The following is a 23002-nucleotide window of genomic DNA, read 5'->3' as shown; positions in this document are numbered from 1 at the left end:
TTTGCGCATGGCCTCGCCCGCGGCGGTAGAATTGGTCAACCCGAAACACCGCAACGAACGGAAGACTCACATGGCCCTCATCACTTCGTACCACGTCCCCGGCCTTTACGTCGAGGACCACAGCATCGACGTCCCCCTTGACTGGCGCGGCCTGGAGCCGATGCTCCTGGCCGTCGGCAGCACCATGCGCCGCGGCGCTATGCCGGCGCCCATCGCCGGCGCGCCCGAGAGCATCAAGCTCTTCTACCGTGTGGTTTGCGCGCCCGACCGCATCAACGACGATCTGCCACTGCTCCTGTTTTTGCAGGGCGGCCCCGGCGGCGAGAGCCCGCGTCCGCTGTCTCCCACAAGCGACGGCTGGATCGAGGAGGCCGTCAAGCACTTCCGCGTGGTCCTTCCCGACCAGCGCGGCACCGGACGCAGTAGCTGCGTGGACGGACGCACGATCAAGGCACTGGGTGATCGCGCAACGGCCGCCGGCGCCGATACAGCACGCTCGCAGGCGGATTTCCTCAAGCGCCATCTTGCCAGCTCCATCGTGCGCGATTTTGAGTACCTGCGCCTGGTGGGCTTTGGCGGCAAGCCCTGGGTCACACTGGGGCAGAGCTACGGCGGCTTTTTGACGCTGAGCTACCTGTCGCTCTTCCCCGAGGGCGTGGCGGCGAGCTTTACCTGCGGTGGCATCCCCCACGTCCCGGCGAGCGCCAGCGAGGTCTACGCGCACACCTTCCCGCGCATGGCCGCCAAGACGCAGCAGTATTACGACCGCTACCCCGCCGACGTCGAGCGCGTGGCGGCGCTGGCCGATGCGCTTGAGGAGCAGAAGCCTGTGCTACCCGACGGCTCGCCGATGACGGTGGAGCGCCTGCAGCTTATGGGCAGCGACTTTGGCATGAAGCCGAGCTTTGAGCGCATGCATTGGATTATCGACCACGCTTTTGTTGACGGCGACGGCACGCTGAGCTGCGGTGCCTCAGTATCCGATAGCTTTTTGATGTGCGCCTTCGAGCGCACCAACACGCGCGCGAATCCGCTGTACTGGACGCTTCAGGAGTTCATCTACGCCGACGGCGACACCATGCCCATTCGCTGGGCCGCGGCAGAAGAGAAAGCCCATCGTACCGAGTTCGACACACTCGCGCGCCCGCTCATGTTTACCGGCGAGGCCATGTTCCCGTGGATGTTTGAGCAGATGCCCGAACTTAAGCCCTTCAAGCCCGCGATGGATCTGCTGATGGAGGACACCAGCTGGGACAAGATCTACGACCCGCAGCGCCTGGCCTGCAACGAGGTGCCGCTCCAGGCCGCGGTGTACTTCGATGACATGTACGTGGACTCGGGCCTGCAGCTCGATACGCTCAGCCGCGTGGGCAACTCGCATGCCTGGGTGACGAACGAGTTTGAACACGATGGCCTGCACGGCAGCGTGGTGTTCAAGCACCTCTTCGACGAAGCCCTCAACCGCGGAAACCTGCGCCAGATCTTCTAGCAAAGGAGTGTCCCCGTCTGCCGGCACAAAAGGAACGTCCCCAAGTGCCGGAAAAGGAGAGGCAGCACTGCTGGCAAAACGAGCCGCAGCGCTGCCTCTCCTTATGCAAACACTATCAAGTTGTCCCTATGGATCGCGGGCTTCTCGGCCAGGTCTGCGAGCAGGCGGTTGCTGGCAATCTGGTCCTGGCGGCGGCCGGCTGCAAGCTCCAGCACGTCCGAATCGGCCTCGGCGATACCACGGGCGACAACCATGCCGCTCGGGTCGCACACGTCGAGCACATCGCCCTCGGCAAACTGGCCATCGACCTCGCGAATACCCACCGCGAGCAGCGACGATCCGCGGCTGACCAGCGCCTTCGCGGCGCCGTCATCGACCGTCACCGAGCCGTGCGCCTTGTCGCCCAGTGCAATCCACAACTTGCGCGGCGCAATGTCCAGGCGCTCCGCCGGCGGATCGAACAGCGTACCCACGCTCTCGCCGCGGGCCAGACGCACGAGCGCATCGGGCTCCTCGCCCGAGCAAATCACGCTTTGAATGCCCGCCGTCATGAGAATGCGGCTCGCGCGAATCTTGGTGATCATGCCGCCCGTACCCACCGATGTGGAAGAATCGCCCGCCGAGGCGATAATCTTGGCATCGATCTTATGCACGACCGGGATAAACTCGGCCGTCGGATCCTCATGCGGATTGGCGGTGTAGAGGCCATCGATGTCCGAGAGCGTCACGCACAGATCGGCGGAAACCAGGCAGCTCACAAGCGCCGCCAGCGTGTCGTTGTCGCCAAACTTGATCTCATCGACGGTGACGGTATCGTTCTCGTTGACGACCGGCACCACACCCAGCTCCACAAGGCGCAGCAGGGCGTCGCGCGCGTGCAGGTAGGACGTGCGGCGCGCCGTGTCGTGGCGCGTGAGCAGCACGAGCGAGGTGAGCAGGTCGCGCGCATGGAACTCCTCGTCATAGACCGACGAGATGATGCACTGACCAGCCGAGGCGCAGGCCTGCAGGCTCGGCAGGTCGCCGACCGGCTTACGGTCGAAGCCCAGCACGGGATAGCCGCAGGCAATGGCGCCCGAGCTCACCACGACCAGGCGCCAGCCAAGCTCGCGCAGCGCTGCGGCCTGATCGGCAAGCCCGCCGATAAAGGCGCGGTTGACCTTGCCGTCGGCGCCCACCACCGTAGACGAACCGATCTTTACCACCATCGTTTTATAAGAAGTCGTCATACGTTAAACCAATCAACTGTTCAGCGAACGGGCGAACGGGCGAGCGAGAAAATAATCCGTGTTCCTCCGTCCCCTTCGGATTATTTTGCCCAGGGGAAGGCCGAAGCCGCGGCCATGTTCTTGCGCACGAGCTCGTCGCGCACCTGAGCCAGGCCCTGTTCCATGCCCACCACATAGGTCTGCGGGTACAGGAAGCGCTTGAAAGCTGCGTCCAGATGATCGAGTGCCCAAGCACAGCGCTCGCGCGCGTCCTGGATGCTCTCACGCGGAGCCACCGCGCTGCCATCGCGCACGATCGGCACCAGCAGCTCGCGATACTCAAGTTCGGACACGTCGGTCACCAGGGCGGCATCATTCACGGCCACGAGGGTATTGCCGCGCGCGGCACCCTCCCCCGCCAGATGGTCCTCGTCGTAGATCATGTCGCAGACCGGGCCGCCAAAGCCGTCGTAATAACGGCGCACGCGTTGCACACCCGGGATCGTGCGCTTGTAGGGCTGCTCAGAGAGCTTGACCACCGGCGTCCATGGATCTGCCTCGCTCGCACGGCGGGCGGAAAGCTTGTACACGCCGCCCAGCGCCGGCTGGTCATAGCAGGTCGCAAGCTTGGTACCCACGCCAAAGCTGTCGATGGGCGCGCCCTGGTCGAGCAGCGACTGAATCGTGTACTCATCCAAATCGTTAGAAACCGAGATCCCCACATAGGGCAGGCCCTCGGCATCAAAACGGCCACGAACATACTTGGAGAGCTTGGCGAGGTCGCCCGAGTCAATGCGAATAGCCGACAGACGCTCGCCCACCGCCTCCATCTCCTTGGCAACCGTAATGGCATGCTCGCAGCCCTCACGCACATCGTAGGTGTCGATGAGCAGCGTGCAGTTCTTAGGGCTCGACTTGGCAAAGGCACGGAAGGCCTCGAGCTCAGAATCGAAGCTCATGACCCAGCTGTGCGCATGCGTGCCAAAGACGGGAATACCGTAGCGGCGACCGGCGAGCACATTGGACGTAGAGGAGCAGCCGGCCACATAGCTTGCGCGGGCGACGGCCAGACCGCCATCGGGACCCTGGGCGCGACGCAAGCCGAACTCGGCAACGGGGCGACCATCGGCGGCCAGTACCACGCGCGCCGTCTTGGTGGCAACAAGCGTCTGGAAGCCGACGATGTTGAGCAGCGCGGTCTCGAGCAGCTGACACTCCAACGACGGGCCGGTGACGCGCACCATGGGCTCGCGCGGAAACACGAGCTCGCCCTCGGGCACGGCGTCAATGTTCACGTGCGCACGGAAGTTGCGCAGGTAGTCGAGGAATGCAGGCTTAAACATCGCGCCGCCGGCCGGAGCCTGGAGCGAAGCTAGATAGTCGATGTCCTCGGGCGTAAAGCGCAGGTTCTCGACCAGCTCGGGCAGCTCGGCGGTGCCGCACATGACGGCATACGCGCTGCCGAAGGGATGGTCGCGGTAAAACGCGGTAAAACAACCCTGCTCATTAGCCTTGCCGCTCTCCCACAGGCCCTGGGCCATAGTGAGCTCGTACAGATCGGTGAGCATTGCAATGTCGGTGGGATGCGAGATGTCGGTCAAAGCCATGGGGCGACCTTTCGGATGTGTTGTGCAGAGGCTGAGGGTTGGGCGAGGCGGACGTGCGGGCATGGAGCCCGGCGCGAACAGGTTAGTGCAGGCCCATGCTGCCCGTGATTGTGTAGGCCATAAAGACGATAAACGCGATGAGGGCGAGCACGATGATGATTTTTTGAGCCGGAGCCATGCCGGGAATCTCATTCTCGCCCGTAGGCTCCTTGGAGGTGACCATGCGCTGGGCAAAGGTCATCTCGTCGCGGCTCGGTTTGGGCTCGACGGGCTTGGGGCGAGCGGCTTTTTTGGGCTGAGGTTTGGGTGCGGCGGGCTTGGGCGCAGGCGCGGGCTTCGCGGCGGCGGGCTTGGGCGCGGGTGCAGGCTCGGATGCGACCTTCGCAGCGGCCTCCTCGGCCTTCTTGCGCTCGGCACGCAAGGCGGCCAGCTCCTCACGCTCGCGGCGCGCCTCTTCCTGGGCCTCGCGACGAGCCTTCTCGGCGCGGAGCTCTTCCAACTCGGCGCGCTCCTCGGCAGACAGTGGTTGGGACTCAAGCTCGGCCATGGTACAGCCCTTTCTTTTTAAAAAAAGCCGCCGACACAATGTCAGCGGCTTATCAAATCCAAGGGTGGAGACGAAGGGAGTCGAACCCTCGGCCTCTGCCATGCGACGGCAGCGCTCTCCCAACTGAGCTACGTCCCCAGGACAAGTTGATATTTTACCTACGGCTCGCCAACTGTCAACGCCCAATACCCAGTCTTTTTGGGACGGGGCTTTTTTGACTACTTTTCGAGCAAGCGATCCTCCCGATGATTTTTTAATCCCCGCCCCAGAAATATCATCGGCAAACGACTACTTTGCACTGGTAAGGACGCCGGTGGTGTCGAACGCCGGGGTAAAGCTCTCGTCTACCGCTCCACCCTCTTGCCAGAACATCGTCGTAAAGCCCAGGTCGTCGGCATGGTCGAGCACCTGCTCGTACTCCTCGCGCGTCACGGCACGTGCCAACTCGCCGCCTTGCTCGCGCATGAGTGCATTGGGCGTGTACTGGTTCATGACCGAAATCGGCACGTCGCCCACCGTCTGCCACACCAGGTCCAGCACGCGGCACGAATCGTCAGCATGACCCGGCAGCACCAAGTGACGCACGATCATACCGCGCTTCATGAGCCCATCGTCGTCCACCAGCTCTCCCCCGCGGCGCTCGATCTCGCGCGCCATCTGTGCCAGGCCCGACACGGCCACGCGCGGGTAATCCTTAATATGAGAAAGCGACTGCGCAAGCCCGGCATCGGCATATTTAAAGTCGGTGAGCCACAAATCAACCAGGTCACCCAGGGCAGCCACGGCACTCGCCCTCTCATAGCCGCTCGTGTTGTAGACGATCGGGATGTCCAGCCCGCGCTCCCGCGCTGCGGCAATCGCGGCCGGCAGCAGGTGAGCATAATGCGTCACAGTCACCAGGTTAATGTTGTTGGCGCCCTGGTCCTGCAGCTCCAACATAATCTCGACCAGGCGCTCGGGCGAAATCTCAAGCCCAAAATTGCCCGTCGAGATCTCGTGGTTTTGGCAGTAGACGCATTTGAGCGAACAGCCACTAAAGAAAATCGTGCCCGAGCCGGCCTCGCCCGAGATAGGCGGCTCCTCCCACATATGGAGCGCCGCGCGGGCAACCTTAAGCGTGTCGTCTGCGCCGCACACGCCACGCGCGCCCTCGTCGCGTGCCGCGCCGCAACGGCGTGGACACAAATGGCAGGCGGGCGAAAAAAGTTCGGTCAACGACGTCGGCATAAAAACATGCTCCAAAACAACGATTCAGCAGCTCAAACGCAAAGGCCCGGACCGCACAGACGGCTCCAAGCCCAAGGCGCCGTAATCGTCCGACACGAATTTTGTAATGTCAAGACTGGAATCAACAAAGCGCCGCTTTATGATATAGGTATTCCGCCCCCCGCGGAGCAACTGGGTGAACCGTCGCGTTTATTTAGGGAGCCCACACAGTCGTACTTAGTACAGGTATCCTTCGTTGTTAAGGACGCTGGAACGGTCGATGAGGGCACCCACCTGTTTTAGGTGGGTTCATTTTCGTAACGTGGGGGGTGGTTTTCTTTTGCCGATTTTGCCAAGAATTGCCATCGCAGATCCCGTATGACACCCAACAACGGCACTCGGCAGAACCTCCGCCAACATCCCAATATCTGGTAAGCGCGTGATAATCGCACGGCGCAAACCCCCGCGCCCCCTCGGTCGAGTATCATGGGTCAGCTATGCCCTTTTGCGCGTAGCGCCCTTTGACCTTTTCCTTCGACGCTTGGCGGTTTTCGATTCATGGCTTCATCCCCGAGCTTCATACCGTACTTATGCGTGGCGGCCGCTGCCTTTATCACGACCTTTCTCACGGTGCCCCTGGTCAAGCGCCTGGCAATTAAGCTCGACGCCGTCGACTATCCCTCCAAGCGCCGTATCAACACTAAGCCCATCCCGCGCATGGGCGGCACCGCGGTCTTTTTGGGCCTCGTCGTCGCCTGCATCGTGCAGATCCTGGGCACCTGGTACCTGGGCTGGCCGCCCGTTTTGGTGCCGCACCCGCGCCTGCACATCAGCTACCCCGTGCTGGCACTCTCCTTTACCGTGATCTTTGCGACCGGCGCGATCGATGATGTCTTCCAACTCAAGCCCAAGCAAAAATTGGCCGGTCAGGTGCTCGCCGCGCTTATCGCCTGCGTGGGCGGCCTTAAAATCGGCGTCATCGTCAACCCGTTTGCCCCTGGCGAGATCGTGCTCGGCTGGCTCGCCTACCCCATCACCGTGATCTACCTGGTGGCGTTCACCAACATCATCAACCTCATCGACGGCCTCGACGGCCTGGCCACGGGCATTTGCGGCATCGCATCGTTCACCATGTTCACGATGGCCATGCTTTCGGGCCGTATCGACGCCGCCGCGCTCTCCATCGCGCTCTTTGGCTCGTGCGTGGCTTTTCTGCATTACAACTTCAACCCCGCGAGCATCTTCTTGGGCGACTCGGGGTCGCTGCTGTTGGGTTTCGCTTTGGGCTCCATCTCGCTGCTCAACGTGAGCCGCACCGCCGCGCTCACCTCACTCATCATCCCGCTCATCGTAGCCGGCGTGCCCATCATCGACACGTTCAGCGCCATCGTGCGCCGCAAGCGCGCCCACATTAGCATCGGACAGGCCGACAAGGGCCACATCCACCACCGCCTGATCCAAGAGGGTTACAACCAGAAGCAGGCCGTGCTGCTCATCTACGCCTGGTGCATCATGCTTTCGGCCGGCGCCGCCGCGATCAATCAGGTCGAGGTGCCCACGCGCGTGCTCATCTTTGTCGTGCTCGCCATTGGCTCGGCTGCCTTCGCCAAGCATCTGCACCTGTTTGAGCCCGTCCTGCGCCACCATTACAACAAGCGGACGCACGAAGACGAGCTGGTAACCCCCGACGACCCCGCCTTTAAGCAGGAGGAGCAGGCAGCCGAGGAACGTAGGGAAGAGCGCCACCACAGGCGCTAGGGTAAGCTGCCGAGGATGCGCCCAGGTGCCGCTGGCCAAGCGCAGCCACGCCGCACCCGTCGCACAGCTCTGTACCCATCGCGCAAGTCGCCCTTTCTCGCCCCTCTCCTGCTTACGCCTCACCCCCTTCAATAAACGCGTTATCATCTTGACCAATACGCATACGTAAGGAGCAATCATGCCAAACGAGAACAGCTACGAAGTCGCGCTGCAAAAGAGCAACGCCATTCGCGAGGGCCTGGCAAAGACGCCCGAGAAGTTCACCATGCTCACCGGCGACCGCCCGACCGGACGCTTGCACCTGGGTCACTACTTCGGCACCCTCAAGGGACGTGTTGAATTGCAGAACATGGGCGCCAAGACCAACGTGCTCATCGCCGACTACCAGGTCATCACCGACCGCGACACCACCGAGCATATCCAGGACAACGTGTACAACATGGTCATGGACTACCTTGCCTGCGGTATCGACCCCGACAAGACCATGATCTACGCGCACTCCGCCGTACCCGCCGCCAACCAGCTCATGCTGCCGTTCCTGTCGCTGGTCTCCGAGGCCGAGCTGGCGCGCAACCCCACGGTTAAGGCCGAGATGGAGGCCTCGGGCCACGAGCTCACCGGCCTTCTGCTCACCTATCCGGTGCACCAGGCCTGCGACATCCTGTTCTGCAAGGGCAACGTGGTTCCCGTCGGCCGCGACCAGCTGCCGCACATCGAGCTCACCCGTACCATCGCACGCCGCTTTAACAACCGCTACGGCAAGGTATTTCCCGAGGTCGAAGCGCTGCTGTCCGAGACCCCGCTGCTGCCCGGCCTTGACGGTCGCAAGATGAGCAAGAGCTACGGCAACGCCATCAACATCTCGATGACCGCCGAGGAGACGGCCAAGCGCATCAAGAAGAGCCAAACCGACTCCGAGCGCATGATCACGTTTGATCCCGAGAACCGCCCCGGCGTGTCCGGCCTGCTTTCGACGGCCGCCATCTGCACCGGTCGTTCCGAGGTCGAGATTGCCGAGGAGATCGGCATGGGCGGCTCCGGCCAGCTCAAGAAGTACGTGACCGAGGCCGTCAACGAGTACTTCGCCCCGATCCGCGAGCGTCGCCAGCGCTACGAGAACGACCTGGATTACGTGAAGGACGTGCTGCATGAGGGCAATCGCCGCGCCAACGAGATCGCCGAGCAGACCCTGGCCGAGGTTCAGGACGCCATGGGCATGGTGTACTAAACCGATCTGCTGGCTTGAGCTTTCGATTGCTTTAGGGCGGGCGCTACGGCGTCCGCTTTTTTGTTACCCGACCGGTTCGGCTCCGTCCATCGCACTCCCCCGACAAACAGGAACAGGCCCGCTGGCAGTTAGTTGCCAGCGGGCCTGTTCCCGAAGTACACCGTTGAATCGCACAGAGGGGAGGAACGCGAATCAAACTCAACAGGGCAGGCTTTTTCATCGCCTAATGCCTGCTCCGTTGCTGAAACCAATATAGTTCACCGTGGTTTACTTTCAGGCGGAAATTAGCGCCGCCATAACTTCTCCATAAGTTAGCTCAGGTAAACTAAAACCACCACAAAGGGGACAGGCACCTTTGTGGTGGTTTTGGCCACGGCGGAGCCGCTAGAGCCCTGCTGGCCAGCGACAGACGGCCAAGTCGACGTGCATGTCGTCCTTAAACGTCACGCCCTCCCCCAGCATAAGTTCGCGCTGAGCATCGGGACCGCCAAAAGCAAAGCCCTCGCAAATGCGGCCATCGGCAAACACCACACGATGGCAGGGAATCTGACCAGGGCGCGGATTGCTATGCAGGGCATACCCCACGTACCGCGCACTTCGTGGACGACCGGCAAGCAGCGCCACCTGGCCGTACGTGGCGACCATCCCTTCGGGGATCTGCTCGACCACCTCGTACACCCGCTCAAAAAAGCCCTCAGACGCCATTGCTCGCTCCCTTCAACCCAAACCAGCATAAACCACCAAAAAGGGGACAGGCACCTTTGTGGTGGTTTTGACCGGAAAGCTAGTTGGCGGGGCGGAAGAAGGCTACGGCTACGGCGCCGGGGCCCACGTGGGTGCCGATAGTGGCGCCAATGGTGTGGATGGGCAGCTCGCTCTCGGCATGGCCAGCCCACAGCGCCGCACTGTCCTCGATATACTTCTTGAGCACTGCATCCGAAAGGCCCGTATAGCCGAGCGCCAGCGGCATGGAAAAGTCGATGCCGCCCGCCTTTTCGACCTTCTGGTTGAGCAGGTTACGACCGTTCTTGGAACCGCGCGCCTTACCCAGTTGCACGATCAGGCCATCCTCGGCGGCCACAACAGGCTTCACGTTGAGTAGCGTACCCACGGCGCCGGCCGCAGCAGACAAGCGGCCTCCGCGCACCAGGTACTCCAGCGTCTCAAGCAAACCGATGACCACCACGCGGTCGCGAACGGCCTCGACAGCCGCCGCAACCTGAGCCGCGCCCTGGCCCTCGTCCACCAAGCGCAGCGCATACTCGACCAGCACGCGCTCGCCCAGGGTGACGTTGTTGCTATCCACCACATACACGTCGCTGCCCGGCGCCTCGGCAAGTGCGGTGCGAGCACTCTGGTTGGTGCCCGAAAGCTTGGCACCCACGGTAATAATCACCGCCTCGTCGCCGGCCTCACGAACCTCGGCAATCGCCTGCGAAAAGGCGTACGGGTTGACCTGACCGGTCTTGGGCAGCTCATCACGCTCCACGAGCATCTCGTAAAAGCGTTGGTGATCGATGTCGACGCCATCCATGTACACATCGGTGCCAAAGGTGACGGACAGCGGCAGAACACGCAGAGCGGGGTGCTCCGCCGGAGACATATCGCTCGCGGAATCGGTAATAATGCGGACGGACATAGCGAATCCTTTCTTGCGCAGGTCTCGCGCAGGGAATTTTGACAACAATGTCCCGGCGCGGCGTGCGCGCTCAAACGGGACGATGCAGTTGTTGGCTGAAAGATAGTGCCAGCGCGGCTCTAAATCTCGCGCAGGGTGCTGAGGATCGTGCGCAGCGACGCATACATCTGCTCGCGCTGCTCCACGCCCATGGCCTTGCCGGTGGTATCGAGCACATCGCGAATGATGCGATCGGCCTCGCTCATGCTCTCGCCGCCCAGAGCAGTCAGGCGCACCGGAGCACGGTACTTGACGGCCGCATCACCCGAGTCGTCAACCTCGACGTAGCCGCCCTCCTCCAGATGAGCCAGTGTGCGCGAAACGGCGGCACGGGTAACGCCGGCCATGCGGGCGAGGTCGGCGCCAGTCAGGCCGTCCTTGCTGCGCTCAAGATAGTACAGGCACATGACATCGGAGCCCTTAAGGCCGAGCCTTGCGCCTTCGGACGTCTTGATGCGCTGAATCTCCTTGTAGAGGCCGCTGATCAGTCCGACAAAGTCCTCAAAACGTGTCTCGTCGTTCTGCTGCATGGTGACGACCGCCTTTCGCTTACATGATGCTAACGGGTAAACATCTTAGCCGCACAAGGCAACACCCGTACCCAAATATCCGATTTGTTAACCCATCAACATAAAAACCACCACAAAGGGGACAGGCACCTTTGTGGTGGTTTGAACCTCAATAAGTTTTAGGCGTTGCTACAACTCCACGCAAGGATTGTCGCGGGTCACAAGCGTCTTAACGACAACCGTCGCTCCCAAATACCGCTCGAGCAGCTCAGCGAGGCGATCGATCGCAGCCTGGCAATCCCCCATGCGCTCGGGCTCTACGCACTCAATCGCCAGGAACGCATCGGCCGAATCGTCGGACAGCGCCGTGCGAACGCCATCGCGCCAGTTCCAGCAGCGGCACACGGCGCCTGCATCGTCGATATAGGCAAGCTCGTCGGGCAGCGTCGGATCATCCGCCTCCTCGCCAAGTGGCAAGAACGCGTCGCCGCCGTCGGTCACCGTCAGGCGCAGATTGCCCTCAATAGCATGCAAATCCTCACCGCCAACGGGCAGCGCATAAGTCAACGAAATCGTGTTGTAGATATCCACCGCCGGCGTGATGTGGCCGACCGGCTTGCCTTTGAGCACGCGCTTGAGCAGGTTCTCAACTGAGCAACGCGCGCCCTTCTTGGTCTTGAACAGGCGATAGGCCTCGCGCCATGCCTTGACCGGCGCGTTCTCGCTGATGGTATCGCTGGTCAGATGGCGCTCCGCATCGATGTTGGCGCGGTCAAGCAGCGCGGCGATTGCATCCACGTCCTCCTGGGGAATCTGAGCCGCGGGCTTCATGCCCTTTACGACCACGACGCCGATAGCCGCCTGCGGAAACAGCTCCCAAAACGAATCCTCGGCAACGAAACTCTTCATATGTTCTCCCTTCATAGCGGACGCCCGAGTCCGGACGCCTAAACAAAAAGCGCCCTCACAGCGGCCACCTTCAAAGTCCTACGGTGCCGCCACAAGAGCGCTTACGCTGCCCCCATCCGGAGAAGGGGGCGATATGTCAGGCGTATTGTAACCCGAGTCATTCGCGTGAGTAAAACCACCACAAAGGCGCCCGTCCCCTTTGTGGTGGTTTTGGGCCTGAGGCGACGCTAGTGGCGGAGCCCCAGCAGGCCGCGGCCGCGATGACGGGCCTCAGCGGGCACCTGGGCGTGCGGGCCGGCGGCCTTGACGGACTCGGGCAGGTGCGAGTACTTCTTCTCGAAGTTCTCCTCGAACATCACGGCCAGGTTGTGCGCTGCCTCGTCGTAGCGAGCGGTGCTCTGCCAGTACTGGCGCGGCACCAGAATGCCGTCGGGCACACCGTGGCACGTGGTGGGAATGTCGACGTTAAAGATATCGTCATGCACGAACTCGCTGTCCTCGATGGTACCGTCGAGGGCACGGGCCACCAGGGCGCGCGTGTAGGCAAGCTCGATGCGATGGCCCACGCCATAACCGCCGCCGATCCAGCCGGTGTTGACCAGGTACACACGCGTGCGGCCGTCGGCGATGCGCTCACCGAGCATCTTGGCATAGACCATGGGGTCGAGCGGCATAAACGGCTCGCCAAACAGCGAAGAGAACGTGGGCGTGGGCTCGGTGACGCCGACCTCGGTGCCGGGGATCTTGGCCGTAAAGCCCGTCACGAAGTGGTACATGGCGGCATCGGCCGTCAGGCGTGAGATGGGCGGCAACACGCCAAAGGCGTCGCAGGTCAGGAACAGCACGACGCTTGGAGTGGTGCCCATGCCCTTGGTCCACGCGTTGGGAATGTGCTCCACAGGGTATGCCACGCGCGTGTTGTGCGTGATCGAGATGTCGTCGTAGTTGGGCTTGCGGTTCTCGTCGAGCACCACGTTTTCGCAGATCGCGCCAAAGCGGACAGCGTTGAAGATCTCGGGCTCGTGGAAGGCGTCCAGGCCCTCGCATTTGGCGTAGCAGCCACCCTCGATGTTGAAGATGCCCATGTCGGACCAACCGTGCTCGTCGTCGCCGATCAGCAGGCGCGTGGGATTGGCCGAAAGCGTGGTCTTGCCGGTGCCGGACAGGCCAAAGAACACGGCAGTCTCGTGCGTGACAGGATCCATGCTGGCCGAGCAGTGCATGGGCAGCACGTCGTCCTCGACGGGCAGCAGGTAGTTCATGACGCTGAAGATCGACTTTTTGATCTCACCGGAGTAGCCGGTGCCGGCGACCAGAATCACTCGCTCCTGGAAGTTGATGACCACGGCGGCGCTGGAGTTGAGGCCCTTGATGGCGGGATCGCACTGGTAGCCCGGCGCGGCGAGCACGCAGAAATCCGGCTCGCCAGTGCGCGCGATTTCGCGGGCGAGCGGGCGGGCGAGCATCTGCTTAATGAAGAGCGCCTGGCTGGCACGCTCGCAGGCGACAAGCAGACGGCGCGTGTGGTTGCGGTCGGCGCCGGCCATGCCGCGGGTGACGAACACATCGCGCTCGTTGAGATAGTCGACGATGCCGGCTTTGATGACCTCGTAGCTTTCGACGGACAGCGGGCGGTTGACGGCGCCCCAGGCAATCTTGTCGTGGACATCGGGGGTGTCAACGATAAAGCGGTCGTTGGGCGAACGTCCGGTACGCTCCCCCGTCTCGATCACGAGTGCGCCGTTGGAGGCCATACGGCCCTCTTCGCGGCGAATCGCATGCTCGACGAGCTCGGCTGCCGGCAGGTCGACCAGCAGGCGGGGCTGGTTCTCGGCGGGATCTTCGACCAGCGTAATGCCAAAGTTGGATAGAACTTCTGCAGGGGTAACACCAGGCATGGGGCCTCCTTTAAAAACGCGACACGTGGACGCGGCGCGCACTTTACTCACGTAAAGCCCGTTGTACCCGATATGCAAAAACGTTTTTGCGGCAAGGGCGAAGCGCCCGCCCAACGGTCAAAAATCGCACGCAAGCGGCCTAGTCATTGGGGACGTTCTTAAACGACTAGTCGTTGGGGACACTCTTGAACAGGCAACATTCAAGGAGTGTCCCCAGATGCCGGCACTTAGGGACGTTCCTAAAGTGCCGACTACTGAATGGCACCGCCGAATATATTGAACAACCTGGTCAAAAACACGAGTCGATACCACCGCGGCTATACTAGAGCGCAGCAATAGAAAGGAATCGCCTTGAGCATCACGCCCCTCGATAGCATCCGCCGCACCATCGCCCGCCGTAATGGCGTCGCCGACCCCGCCGCAACGAGCAGCGGTACCGCAAAGGCCCAGGGCGGACGCATCGAGAACGGCCTGTTCCCCGCATCGCACACCGCCGAGGAGCTCGCACGAATCCAAGAGCTAAGCCAGCGTAACGCCGGCGGTCCCGACAGCAGCCAGGCCACACGCCGTCGCCGCGAGCGCGATCGCCAACCCGGCCCCATCCACCGCATGGTTAACGCATGGTGGAACCGCCTGCTCGGCGCTGTCTACGGCGGCGGCTTCTCCACGCAAGAAGCCGAGTACGAAGATCACGCCACCCGTCTCGACTACCTTTGGAATACCCTGGGCACCGCCGTGTGGGGCATGGCGTTTCCGTTGCTCACCATCGTGTCCACGCAGCTTGTGGGCGCCGAGGAAGCCGGCAAGTTCTCCATCGCCTTTGTCACCGGCACGCTCATCATGATCGCGTGCAACTACGGCGCGCGTAATTTTCAGGTCTCGGACATCGACGAAAAGACGTCCTTTGCCTCCTACCAGCTCAACCGCTGGCTCTGCGGAGCGCTCGCCCTAGGCTGCGGCCTCATGTACAGCAGCGCCCGCGGCTACGATGCGCAGATGGCCACGATCGGCCTGGGCGTCTACCTCTATAAGGTAATCGACGGCGTGGCGGACGTGTACGAGGGCCGCCTGCAGCAGGCCGACAAGCTCTATTTGGCCGGCATGAGCCAAACGCTGCGTTCCATCGGCGTCATCGTGGTCTTTAGCGTGGCGCTGTTCCTTACGCGCAGCATGCCCATCGCGGCCATGGCCATGGGCGTCGCCGCCATCGCCTCGCTCGTGCTGGTCACCGCCCCGCTCGCCCTGCTCGAAACTGAAAAATCGCGCCGCGTGAGCCTGCGCGAGGTCGGCTACCTGTTTGTCCAGTGCGCCCCGCTCTTTGGTGCGCTGTTCCTGTTCAACCTTATCGAGAGCAGGCCCAAGTTCGTGATGGAAGGCACGCTGGCCTACAAGTATCAGTTGTACTTTAATGCCCTATTCTTTCCGGCGCAGGCTATTTTATTGAGCATTGAATTTATCTATAAACCGCAGCTCCTGCGTCTGTCGAGCATTTGGGCGAATCCGCGTAAGCGTCGCCGCTTTGACCTGATTATTGTTGCCGTTATGGCACTAATCGTAGTCATTACCGGAGCGTGCGCCGCATTTATGGCAGGCCCCGGCATCCCCATCATGAGCTTTATGTACGGCCTTAACTTTGAGCGCTACCGCACGCTGGCGCTGCTAATGGTTGTCGCCGGCGGCGTCACCGCGGCAATCGACTTTATCTACGCCATCATCACGGTGCTGCGCCACGCTGGAGACGTCACCAAGATCTACCTGATCTGCTTTGCCGTAAGCGTGGTGCTGCCGGTGATCCTGATTAAGCTGCTGGGTCTGATGGGCGCTGTGGTGAGCTACCTAGCCATCATGGCCCTACTCCTGGTGCTACTGATTATCGAGTACGCCCACATCCGCCAACGCATCGAACGCGACCGCAACCCATACGGCGCCTAATTCGAATCAATTTGAAGAAAAGAAACGTCGATGTTTTGGCACCGACAGCGAGCAGTCTCGAAGTGCCCCAGGTTGGCGCGAAAGAGGAGCGACGCGTACTTCTGTACGCGAGCGACGGTTTGAGCGACAAGATGGGGTGCTTCGGGGCTGCGCAGCGTCAACGTGACCGCCGTTCGGTAGAACGGCGGAACAAGGTTATTCGCCCGGGTTGATGTTCGCATAGAACTCCACACCATCATCCAGGCGCAGGATGCCTACGCGGCCGAACTCGGAGCCGGTGGCGGCGGCGCAGTCGATGTCGATGCGATCGGGCACGCCGGCGGTGTCCTCGCCGCCCAGGCGCACGATCTGCCCGCGCCCCGACTCCTCATCGAGCCCCGCCAGGCCGCCTACCTCGCAATAACGCCCGAGCGACACCGTGGGCGTGTGGCCGCTCACCACGACCGGACCCTTGCCCTCGGCAGAAAGAAGCCCCGTCGGCGCATCCCAGTAGCCATGGCGAATCCACAGCAAGTCATCGGACGACTGCACGGCAAGCATCTGCTGCAGTAACTCGCGATCGGCATCCACTGCCCCCGCACCATCGGCACAATCAACCCCATGTTCAAGCAAAAACGCCCGCGCCGTCTCGGTCTGGATGCCGGCATGTACCAGCAGGTACGGGCGCTCGCCAGTCTCGGCAACCGCGTAGAGCGGCAGCGTCGCCATCCAACGCACAAGCTCCTCGTACGTCTCAAATTCCATATCGTTGAGCTGCTGGCGGGTATTCCAACCGCCGTTGATATCCCAGGTCTCGGCATCGAGCGGATCCTGGCCAATGATGGCGTCGAGCATGATCTGCTCGTGGTTGCCCTTGAGCACGCGAGCGTTGGGTAGCGACCGCACGAGCTTAATAACGCCAACCGGATCGGGTCCGCGATCGATCATGTCACCCAGCACGTACAGCGTGTCGTCGGACGCCAGCGAAATCTTGGACAGGGCCTCGTCAAGCGCACGCACGTGCCCGTGAGCATCAGATGTCACATAGATCGCCATGGTACGCCTCTCCTTGCATTGCGGCCGAAGCCCGGCGCCGCAACTAAAACTTCAAGTTGAACTTAAACGTTACCCATTGTACTCCGTAGCAATAAAGCTGGAAAGGGTTGCATACCGTCAACAGTCGCCGGCGCACGCCCGTCAACCCGCACCGCTCACGCCGCGCCGTCTGATACAGCGCCCCAACCAGCGCCGCCCGCACCTTCGCCTCGTGTCGAAAATGCGCACGCCTGCAATCCGCCCCCATAAACCCACCATCTTTGGGTACAAATAACAGCAGACAACTGACCGTGCCACGCAAACCACCCAGGAGCGGACACCATCCATGAACCAGATACTTCTCTTTATCGGACTCGTCATTATTCTGTGCCTGACCATCAAACCCGTCGGCAAAAAGCTCCCCTTCCCCACCCTGCTCATCTTTATCGCGCTCGGCATGCTGCTGGGCGTCAACGGGCCGGCGCACATCGACTTTAGCGACTACGCGCTCACCGAAACCGTCTGCAGCACGGCGCTGCTGTTCATCATGTTCTACGGCGGCTTTAACACCAACATCGACCGCGCCAAACCTGTCGCTGTGCCAGCGGTGCTGCTGAGCACGCTCGGCGTCGTCATCACCGCTGGCATCACGGGCGTGTTCGCGCACTTTGTACTGGGCTTCGACTGGATCGGCGGCCTGCTGCTGGGATCAGTCGTGGCATCCACCGACGCGGCCAGCGTCTTTAGCGTGCTGCGCGAGCACAGTCTTTCGCTAAAGGCCGGCACCGACTCGCTGCTCGAAGTCGAATCGGGCTCCAACGATCCCGTCGCCTACATGCTCACCGCCGTGCTCGCGACCCTCGCGGCGGGCGGCGACGTTAACATCCCCGTGCTGCTGGCCAAGCAAATCATCCTAGGCGTGGGCCTGGGCATTGTCATCGGCTGGGCATCGGGCCGCTTGATCGAGCGCGCACATGCAACAGCCGAGGGCGCGCAGACCATCTTCTTGTTCGCTGTGGCGATCGTCGCCTACGCACTGCCGAGTTATCTGGGTGGCAACGGCTTTTTGGCCGTGTACCTTGCCGGAATTGTGCTGGGCGCGAGCGACATCACCGGCAAGGTCGAGCTGGCGCACTTCTTCGACACCCTCACCGAGATGGCCGAGATGACCATCTTCTTTTTGCTCGGCCTGCTCGTGACGCCCGCCCGCCTGCCGCAAATGCTGCCGCCGGGCCTGGCACTCATGGCGTTTATGCTCTTCGTGAGCCGCCCCATCGCCGTGGGCATGCTGCTGGCGCCCTTTAAGACCAATCCTCGCCAGGTAGCACTCGTAAGCTGGGCGGGCCTGCGCGGCGCGGCTTCGGTCGTCTTTAGCCTCTTTGCCGTTGTGGCCGGTGTTCTCGGTGGCCACGACCTGTTTGACCTAGTCTTTGTGATTGCCGTGTCGAGCATTGTGGTGCAGGGCTCGCTGCTGCCGGCGGTGGCAAAGAAGCTCGACATGATCGACGCGGAAGGCGACGTGCGCCGCACCTTTAACGATTACCGCGACGAGGACGGCATGTCGTTCGTTAAGCTCAAGGTGGGCGCGGGCCATCCGTTTGTCGGACGCTCGCTCGCCGATATTGGCAGCGTCACGGACATGCTCGTCGTCCTGGTGCTGCGCGACGGTGCGCACCCAGTGCTGCCCAACGGCGATACCGTCATCGAGGAAGGCGACCTTCTGGTTATGGCCGCGCCAACGTTTGAAGAGCGTGCCGAGGTTACGCTGCGTGAGATCACCGTAACGCCCCACGGTCGCCTGGCCGGCCAGCGCCTGCGCGACGTGCCGCAGGGCAAGCATCCGTTTATTGTGGTGATGCTCAAGCGCGACGGCCAAACGATCATCCCCGACGGCAACACCCTCATATACGCCGGCGACGAAGCCGTCATCGCCACGCTGGCATCGTAGCGGGCGGGGGTAGCTAATTTGCGACGAAGAGATCAAGCGCCCAGAGAACCTCATGCCTTCGCTCGCAGATTTGGATTTTCCTGAGAAGTAAGGCACCCCTCCCCCATGTAACCATCCTGTAAATCATAGCGGCGCACTCGAGTTTTACCGTGATGCGGTCGCGCCTGACGCTGCACTGTGCTAAAGTATCCCGAACGTTCAAACGACTACGAGGGGAACTAGAAGATGGCACGTGTGCACAACTTCTCAGCTGGCCCGGCCGCGCTGCCTACCAGCGTGCTCGCCGAGATCGCCGACGAGATGATGGACTACCACGGTTGCGGCATGTCCGTGCTCGAGATGAGCCATCGATCTAGCATGTACCAGCAGATCATCGACGACGCCGAGGCAACCCTGCGCCGCCTGCTGAGCATCCCCGATAACTACCGTGTTCTGTTTTTGCAGGGCGGCGCCACGCTGCAGTTTGCGGGCATCCCGATGAACCTCATGCGCCGCGGCCGCGCCGGCTACGTCGTGACCGGCAACTTCGCCAACAAGGCGTACAAGGAAGCCGCCAAGTACGGCGAGGCCGTGCTGCTCGCGAGCTCCGAGGACGCCAATTTCGACCGCATTCCCGCCATGGCCGACATCAACGCGAGCATTGCCGCCGAGGCCGCGGGCGGCGGGCTCGACTACGTCTACATCTGCCAGAACAACACCATCTTTGGCACCATGTACCACGAGCTGCCTAACTTCGGCGACGTACCGCTGGTCGCCGATGTCTCGAGCTGCTTTTTGTCGCAGCCGCTCGACGTCGAGCGCTACGGACTCATCTACGCCGGCGCTCAGAAAAACGCCGGCGCCGCGGGCGTCACCGTGGTTATCGTGCGCGACGACCTGATCGCCGACGGTCCAGCCTTTGCGCAGACGCCGCAGTACATGGACCTTAAGACCCAGGCCGCCAAGGGCTCCATGCTCAACACGCCCAACACCTTTGGTATCTACGTGTGCGGCAAGGTGTTCCGTTGGGTTGAGCAGACCGGCGGACTTGCCGCCATGGCCGAGCGCAACTGGGCCAAAGCCAACCTGCTCTATGACTTGCTCGAGCAAAGCAAACTGTTCCATGGCACCACGCAGGCCGACAGTCGCTCCATCGCCAACGTCACCTTCCGCACCGACGACGCCAGGCTCGACGCGGCCTTTGTCGCAGGCGCGGCCGAGCACCAGATTCAAAACGTCAAGGGCCATCGCCTGGTGGGCGGCATGCGCGCCAGCGTCTACAACGCCGTCACCATGGAGGACGTGCAGGCGCTGGCCACGTACATGAAGGACTTCGAAGCGCAGCATAGTTTGAGCCCGCGATCTAACTAGCCCGCAGCACGCGGGCCGACCAGCCATCTCAAACCACCCTGTTTAGATCAAAACCTGCTAAGGAGTTTTTCCATGCGTAAGATTAAGACCATCGACGACATCACCAAAGACGGCAAGGTCGAGTTTGGCGAGGGCTACGAGTTTGTGGGCACCGCCGAGGAGGCCGACGCCATCCTGATGCGCTCCACCGACCTGCACGGCTACGAGCTGCCCGAGGGCATCCGCGCCATCGCCCGCTGCGGCGCCGGCGTCAACAACATCCCCGTCGAGGAGTACGCCAAGAAGGGCGTCGTCGTCTTTAACTCCCCCGGTGCCAACAGCAACGCCGTCAAGGAGCTCGTCCTGGGCATGCTGGTGCTCTCGAGCCGCGGCGTGGTACAGTCGATGAACTGGGTGCGCAACAACGCCGACGACCCCGAGATCCAGGTCGACGCCGAGAAGGCCAAGAAGGCCTTTGTGGGCCGCGAGCTCAAGGGCAAGCGCATCGGCGTCATCGGCCTGGGCAACGTGGGCTCCAAGGTCGCCAACGCCTGCGTCGACCTGGGCATGGACGTCTACGGCTACGATCCGTTCATTTCCGTCGAGCACGCGTGGGTGCTGAGCCGCGAGGTGCAGCGCGTGGGCACGCTCGAGGATCTGTGCCGCGGCTGCGACTACCTCACCGTGCACGTGCCCAGCAAGGCAGACACCATCGGCATGATAAGCACCGAGCAGATTAACCTGCTGGCGCCCGACGCCGTGCTCATCAACTACGCGCGCGAGACCATCATTGACGAGGACGCCGTCGACGCCGCCCTGCGCGAGGGCAAGCTCAGCTGGTTTAGCTGCGACTTTGCCACGCCCAAGACCGTCAAGATGCCCAATACGTTTATCACCACGCATTCGGGCGCCGGCACCGGCGAGGCCGAGGCCAACTGCGCCGACATGGCCATCAGCGAGCTCAAGGATTACCTGGAAAACGGCAACATCGCGCACAGCGTCAACTACCCCGCCTGCAGCATGGGCAAGGCGCGCGCCGCAAGCCGCATTGCCTGCCTGCATGCCAACGTGCCCAACATGATCGGCCAGATCACGGCCATTCTCGCCAAGGACAACGCCAATGTGCAGCGCATGACCAACGAGTCCGCTGGCGAGAACGCCTACACCATGTTCGACACCGATGAGCACCTGAACGGCAGCACGATCGAGGCGCTCAAGCAGATTCCGTCGATGTATCGCGTGCGCGTGATTAAATAGCGCCGGTGCCAAGCCTGCCAGACAGACCACGAAGCCCATTCGCCCCCCGTTTTCACGAAACGGGGGGCGATTTTGTTGCTCCGGACGACTTTAAAATGATACCCAGAACAAGTTTTTTCAGATAATCGATAGTGAGGCTCCAGTCGCTAAGCACACCCGCTTTGATAAACAGCTTTATCAGGGACTTTAGTAGGTAAAAATCGATCTCTATGTGCCGAATGTAAGTTGACTGTCGATTTTCCGAAACAACTTATTCTAGATAGCATTTTTAAGGCCCCTCCAAGGCAAAATCGAAGCCTTTTTTGCGACCAAAACTCTAGTCCGCGCGACCGTTTTCCACCCGCGCGGCTACATTCCTGCCCAATCGATAAAAATCTCCTCACGAAGCCGCCGTTCGAGCTCCTGCTGTCGCGGCGTCTTGTCTTTCAGCGGCACATCGAGATAGGCCATGATGAGCTCCATCACCACGCGGAAGGCATCGGAGTCGGCCAGCTGACCATAGGTCATCAGAATGACGGGATATCCCATCGCTTGCAGCGCCGTCGTTCGATCGGAGTCCGAAATCTTGGATTCTATGGATCCGTGAATGGCTTTACCTTGGCATTCAACCAGACACTCTCTGCTGCCGTCCTTATTTGCCAGCAGGATATCGGCATAGCGCCTATCAAGCCCCGAAATCAGGCGGGCGCTGCGCGTCATACGAATCTCAACGTTATTGGTAAGGCGCAGCCCTTCGCCGCCGCGCAACCTCGTAAGGCCAAACAGCATCGAAGCTTGGACCTCGAGCGGCGATGCCGCCACCCCCGTAATGCATTTCGCGGCACGCGTGAACGATTTAGCGCCGCGGAGCCCCGGGATCTTATCGACGTACTCGGTAAGTTCAGAGAGCTCAATCAAGGGAGGTCGTTTCCACAAGTCTGTTGGATTCCCCGAGGTATCCTTTACGTTTTCCCAGCCCGACCGTGCGTCACCCCACCGGCCCCCGTATGCCTGCTCAAGTGCCGACTTTACCTGAGGCGCAATCTTGCACACGGCAAAGGTGCCGCACATCTCATACATGCACATGATCAGACGCTCGTTTGAGACCGAGGAAGCCAGGGTCAGCAGGGTAAAGAGCGGGGACGCGACATCGAGGCCAAACTCTGTCTGTCGCATGGAATCAAACGGCCTCTCCCCGTTCCAAACATGCCTGACAATGCGATCGCCCTTACGTCCGCAGCTGCCCTGCGCCAACACGTGTAACGGGGTGCCCAGGAAATGCGTGACGAGCGGATGCTCACATAGGTGCTCCCTGCGCGGATCGTCTACAGAATCAGGCAGGTCCGACATTATTGCCAAGACCTGTGGGGGTATCCGGTGATACCGAAAGGCAGATATGTCGCACAGCATGTCGTCCATGAAGGGTACGTACCCGCTGCGTCGCTTGTGAACCCGCTCGGACGGCAAACGCGCTGGCTCGGCCTGCGAACGGTAAATACTGCCACG

Annotated in this window: 18 protein-coding genes and 1 tRNA gene; 7 read left to right on the top strand and 12 right to left on the bottom strand. The window is 61.6% G+C overall.

Annotated features, from left to right (window positions below):
- Nucleotides 1-70: 70 nt before the first annotated feature.
- Nucleotides 71-1489, top strand: coding sequence for an alpha/beta fold hydrolase (locus tag I2E13_RS03325; protein ID WP_195404182.1), 1419 nt, complete (start codon nt 71-73; stop codon nt 1487-1489).
- Nucleotides 1490-1590: 101 nt separating this feature from the next.
- Here the strand turns inward: I2E13_RS03325 and proB are convergent, their stop codons facing one another.
- From proB to I2E13_RS03300, 5 genes are all read right to left on the bottom strand, one after another.
- Nucleotides 1591-2718: a glutamate 5-kinase gene (gene proB / locus I2E13_RS03320; RefSeq protein ID WP_195404181.1), complete on the bottom strand. Its 1128-nt coding sequence runs from the start codon at nt 2716-2718 to the stop codon at nt 1591-1593.
- Between the two features lie 80 nt (nt 2719-2798).
- Complete coding sequence (locus I2E13_RS03315) at nt 2799-4304, bottom strand: nicotinate phosphoribosyltransferase (protein ID WP_195404180.1); 1506 nt, start codon at nt 4302-4304, stop codon at nt 2799-2801.
- 82 nt (nt 4305-4386) lie between these two features.
- Nucleotides 4387-4851, bottom strand: coding sequence for a hypothetical protein (locus I2E13_RS03310; protein WP_195404179.1), 465 nt, complete (start codon nt 4849-4851; stop codon nt 4387-4389).
- A gap of 65 nt (nt 4852-4916) precedes the next feature.
- Nucleotides 4917-4989, bottom strand: a tRNA-Ala gene (locus I2E13_RS03305).
- Nucleotides 4990-5139: 150 nt separating this feature from the next.
- Nucleotides 5140-6078, bottom strand: a complete 939-nt coding sequence (locus tag I2E13_RS03300) for a radical SAM protein (protein ID WP_195404178.1) — start codon at nt 6076-6078, stop codon at nt 5140-5142.
- A gap of 537 nt (nt 6079-6615) precedes the next feature.
- On the opposite strand from I2E13_RS03300, the gene I2E13_RS03295 reads away from it, so the two are divergent.
- Both I2E13_RS03295 and trpS read left to right on the top strand, forming a co-directional pair.
- Nucleotides 6616-7815, top strand: coding sequence for a glycosyltransferase family 4 protein (locus I2E13_RS03295; protein WP_195404177.1), 1200 nt, complete (start codon nt 6616-6618; stop codon nt 7813-7815).
- Nucleotides 7816-7993: 178 nt separating this feature from the next.
- A complete protein-coding gene (gene trpS / locus I2E13_RS03290; RefSeq protein WP_117757745.1) occupies nt 7994-9043 on the top strand; it encodes a tryptophan--tRNA ligase in 1050 nt (349 codons plus the stop codon).
- Between the two features lie 384 nt (nt 9044-9427).
- Here the strand turns inward: trpS and I2E13_RS03285 are convergent, their stop codons facing one another.
- From I2E13_RS03285 to pckA, 5 genes are all read right to left on the bottom strand, one after another.
- Nucleotides 9428-9748, bottom strand: coding sequence for an MGMT family protein (locus I2E13_RS03285; protein ID WP_195404176.1), 321 nt, complete (start codon nt 9746-9748; stop codon nt 9428-9430).
- Between the two features lie 79 nt (nt 9749-9827).
- Nucleotides 9828-10682: a DegV family protein gene (locus tag I2E13_RS03280; RefSeq protein ID WP_195404175.1), complete on the bottom strand. Its 855-nt coding sequence runs from the start codon at nt 10680-10682 to the stop codon at nt 9828-9830.
- A gap of 119 nt (nt 10683-10801) precedes the next feature.
- On the bottom strand, nt 10802-11251 hold the full coding sequence (locus I2E13_RS03275) for a MarR family winged helix-turn-helix transcriptional regulator (RefSeq protein ID WP_118328107.1): 450 nt from the start codon (nt 11249-11251) through the stop codon (nt 10802-10804).
- A 168-nt stretch (nt 11252-11419) separates the two neighbouring features.
- Nucleotides 11420-12139, bottom strand: a complete 720-nt coding sequence (locus I2E13_RS03270; RefSeq protein WP_118328108.1) for a B3/B4 domain-containing protein — start codon at nt 12137-12139, stop codon at nt 11420-11422.
- Between the two features lie 227 nt (nt 12140-12366).
- Nucleotides 12367-14037: a phosphoenolpyruvate carboxykinase (ATP) gene (gene pckA, locus I2E13_RS03265; protein WP_195404174.1), complete on the bottom strand. Its 1671-nt coding sequence runs from the start codon at nt 14035-14037 to the stop codon at nt 12367-12369.
- A gap of 351 nt (nt 14038-14388) precedes the next feature.
- Here pckA and I2E13_RS03260 point away from each other — a divergent pair, with 351 nt between their 5' ends.
- Complete coding sequence (locus I2E13_RS03260) at nt 14389-15969, top strand: lipopolysaccharide biosynthesis protein (RefSeq protein WP_229057800.1); 1581 nt, start codon at nt 14389-14391, stop codon at nt 15967-15969.
- A gap of 195 nt (nt 15970-16164) precedes the next feature.
- Here the strand turns inward: I2E13_RS03260 and I2E13_RS03255 are convergent, their stop codons facing one another.
- A complete protein-coding gene (locus I2E13_RS03255; RefSeq protein WP_195404173.1) occupies nt 16165-17004 on the bottom strand; it encodes a metallophosphoesterase in 840 nt (279 codons plus the stop codon).
- Between the two features lie 325 nt (nt 17005-17329).
- Here I2E13_RS03255 and I2E13_RS03250 point away from each other — a divergent pair, with 325 nt between their 5' ends.
- From I2E13_RS03250 to I2E13_RS03240, 3 genes are all read left to right on the top strand, one after another.
- Nucleotides 17330-18931: a potassium/proton antiporter gene (locus I2E13_RS03250; protein ID WP_195404172.1), complete on the top strand. Its 1602-nt coding sequence runs from the start codon at nt 17330-17332 to the stop codon at nt 18929-18931.
- Between the two features lie 225 nt (nt 18932-19156).
- Nucleotides 19157-20281: a 3-phosphoserine/phosphohydroxythreonine transaminase gene (serC, locus tag I2E13_RS03245; RefSeq protein WP_195404171.1), complete on the top strand. Its 1125-nt coding sequence runs from the start codon at nt 19157-19159 to the stop codon at nt 20279-20281.
- 72 nt (nt 20282-20353) lie between these two features.
- Nucleotides 20354-21517, top strand: a complete 1164-nt coding sequence (locus tag I2E13_RS03240) for a phosphoglycerate dehydrogenase (protein WP_195404170.1) — start codon at nt 20354-20356, stop codon at nt 21515-21517.
- A 348-nt stretch (nt 21518-21865) separates the two neighbouring features.
- On the opposite strand, the gene I2E13_RS03235 is transcribed toward I2E13_RS03240, so the two are convergent.
- Nucleotides 21866-22672 (bottom strand): hypothetical protein, encoded by an 807-nt coding sequence (locus I2E13_RS03235; protein WP_195404169.1) that lies wholly within the window; start codon nt 22670-22672, stop codon nt 21866-21868.
- Between the last annotated feature and the right edge of the window lie 330 nt (nt 22673-23002).

The organism is Collinsella aerofaciens, assembly GCF_015554145.1.
Taxonomy (GTDB): Bacteria; Actinomycetota; Coriobacteriia; order Coriobacteriales; family Coriobacteriaceae; genus Collinsella; species Collinsella aerofaciens_AA.
Note: the sequence above shows the minus strand (reverse complement) of the source record. Positions and strands in the feature narration are given on the sequence as shown.